The sequence below is a fragment of the Citrobacter sp. genome (assembly GCF_050252275.1).
Lineage (GTDB): Bacteria > Pseudomonadota > Gammaproteobacteria > Enterobacterales > Enterobacteriaceae > Citrobacter_A > Citrobacter_A amalonaticus.
This window is the reverse complement of sequence record NZ_JBFWLF010000411.1, coordinates 1-2,746: the sequence shown is the minus strand read 5'-3', so window position 1 is coordinate 2,746 and position 2,746 is coordinate 1. Positions and strand designations below refer to the sequence as shown.

Below are 2,746 nucleotides of genomic sequence, written 5' to 3'. Positions count from 1 at the left end.
CTATAGGCCGGATAAGCACAGCGCCATCAGGCATGACGTCATTACAAGACCTTATGCGGGCCGAAGCATTCGTAATGAATGTTTTCGTTTTTCACACCCAGCTCAACAAGCTGCTTCGCGGCAAACTGCATAAAGCCCACCGGACCGCACAGATAAAACTGCATCGCCGGATCGCTGATTGCGCCTTCCAGTTTGTTCAAATCCATCAGCCCAACGCTATCAAACGTCCCTTTCGCGCGATCGGCTTCGGTTGGATCACGATACCAGGTGTGGGCGCTAAAGCGTGGCAGCGTTTTACCCAGTTCACTCACTTCATCGGCAAACGCATGGACGTCGCCGTTTTCTGCGGCGTGGAACCAGTTGACCTGCGCGGTGTGGTTTGCTTTTGCCAGCGTATCCAGCATTGCCAGCATGGGCGTTTGACCGACGCCAGCAGAGATCAGGGAAACCGGCGTATTCGGGGTGACTGCCATAAAGAAATCGCCAGCCGGTGCGGCCAAATGCACGACATCGCCGATGTTCGCATGGTTATGCAGCCAGTTTGATACCTGACCGCCTTCTTCACGTTTCACGGCAATACGGTAGCTTTTACCATCCGCTTTACGGGTCAGAGAATACTGACGAATCTCCTGATGCGGGAAGCCTTCCGGTTTCAGCCAGACACCAAGATACTGGCCAGGCTGGTATTCGGCCACGGTGCCGCCGTCTACCGGTTCAAGTTCAAAGCTGGTAATCAGTGCGCTGCGCGGGGTTTTCGCCACGATCCGGAACGGACGCGTGCCTTCCCAGCCGCCGGTTTTACGGGCGTTTTCACTGTAGATTTGCGCTTCGCGGTGGATAAAGACATTCGCCAACACGCCGTAGGCTTTGCCCCACGCATCCAGCACGTCCTGGCCTGGACTGAACATTTCGTCGAGGGTCGCCAGCAGGTGTGTACCGACAATGTTGTACTGCTCAGGTTTTATCTGAAAGCTGGTGTGCTTTTGGGCGATTTTCTCAACCGCAGGCAGCAGGGCAGGCAGATTCTCAATATTGCTGGCATAAGCGGCAATGGCATTAAACAGGGCTTCACGCTGATCGCCATTACGCTGGTTGCTCATGTTAAAAATTTCTTTGAGTTCAGGGTTATGAGCGAACATGCGATCGTAAAAATGGGCGGTCAGTTTGGGGCCGGTTTCTACCAGCAGGGGAATGGTGGCTTTTACAGTGGCGATGGTTTGGGCGTCAAGCATACGGTCTTCCTTTATGTGAATCTTTAATGATGTATGTCAAATGCATCTTATAAAAAATATCCCTGCATTGTAAATGGTTCTTTGACGCTTTACGTGTTAAACGTTACAACGTGAAAAATCTGCATCACAAACCTGAAAAGAAATCCGTTGAAATTCGTAAGGTCTTCATTCCGCAAAGCCTTGTGCCCTGTGAAGGTAATCGTTTGCGTAAATTCCTTTGTCAAGACCTGTTATCACAGAATGATTCAGTTATACTGTTGCCCGTTGTCCAACAGGACCGCCTTTTAAGGCCAAAAATTCTATCGTTAGCTGAGTCAGGAGATGCGGATGTTAAAGCGTGAAATGAACATTGCCGATTATGATGCCGAACTGTGGCAGGCTATGGAGCAGGAAAAAGTACGTCAGGAAGAGCACATCGAACTGATCGCCTCCGAAAACTACACCAGTCCGCGTGTCATGCAGGCGCAGGGCTCTCAGCTGACTAATAAATACGCTGAAGGATATCCGGGCAAGCGCTACTACGGCGGCTGCGAATACGTCGATATCGTTGAGCAACTGGCGATTGATCGCGCCAAAGAACTGTTTGGCGCAGACTACGCTAACGTACAGCCGCACTCCGGCTCTCAGGCTAACTTCGCGGTCTACACCGCGCTGCTGCAACCCGGTGATACCGTTCTGGGTATGAACCTGGCGCAAGGCGGCCACCTGACTCACGGCTCTCCGGTGAACTTCTCTGGCAAACTGTACAACATCGTACCTTACGGTATCGATGAGTCCGGTAAAATTGACTACGAAGAGATGGCGCAACTGGCGCAGACGCACAAACCGAAAATGATCATCGGAGGCTTCTCTGCTTATTCCGGCGTGGTTGACTGGGCAAAAATGCGTGAAATCGCTGACAGCATCGGTGCGTACCTGTTTGTTGATATGGCCCACGTTGCGGGTCTGATTGCCGCAGGCGTGTACCCGAACCCGGTTCCGCATGCACACGTTGTGACCACCACCACCCACAAAACCCTGGCGGGTCCGCGCGGTGGCCTGATCCTGGCGAAAGGCGGTGATGAAGAGCTGTACAAAAAGCTGAACTCTGCCGTTTTCCCAAGCGCGCAGGGCGGCCCGTTGATGCACGTGATTGCCGGTAAAGCGGTTGCACTGAAAGAAGCGATGGAGCCAGAGTTCAAAGTCTACCAGCAGCAGGTTGCGAAAAACGCCAAAGCGATGGTGGAAGTGTTCCTGAACCGTGGCTACAAAGGGGTGTCCGGCGGTACTGAAAACCACCTGTTCTTGCTGGATCTGGTGGACAAAAACCTGACCGGTAAAGAAGCTGACGCCGCGCTGGGTCGTGCCAATATCACCGTGAACAAAAACAGCGTGCCGAACGATCCGAAGAGTCCGTTCGTCACTTCCGGTATCCGTATCGGTTCTCCGGCCATTACGCGTCGCGGCTTTAAAGAAGCGGAAGCGAAAGAGCTGGCGGGCTGGATGTGAGACGTGCTGGACAACATCAATGATGA

At 52.8% G+C, this 2,746-nt stretch carries 1 protein-coding gene and 1 pseudogene; one reads left to right on the top strand and one right to left on the bottom strand.

What is annotated here, in order from left to right:
- Positions 1-41: 41 nt before the first annotated feature.
- Positions 42-1,232: an NO-inducible flavohemoprotein gene (gene hmpA / locus AB7E14_RS22500; protein ID WP_316962747.1), complete on the bottom strand. Its 1,191-nt coding sequence runs from the start codon at positions 1,230-1,232 to the stop codon at positions 42-44.
- A 327-nt stretch (positions 1,233-1,559) separates the two neighbouring features.
- Here hmpA and glyA point away from each other — a divergent pair.
- Positions 1,560-2,717: pseudogene (gene glyA, locus AB7E14_RS22495) on the top strand (serine hydroxymethyltransferase); the annotation flags it as partial.
- Positions 2,718-2,746: the final 29 nt, after the last annotated feature.

Coding starts and splice junctions, on each gene's coding strand:
- hmpA (WP_316962747.1), bottom strand. CDS start 1,232: ATGCTTGACGCCCAAACCATCGCCACTGTAAAAGCCACCATTCCCCTG.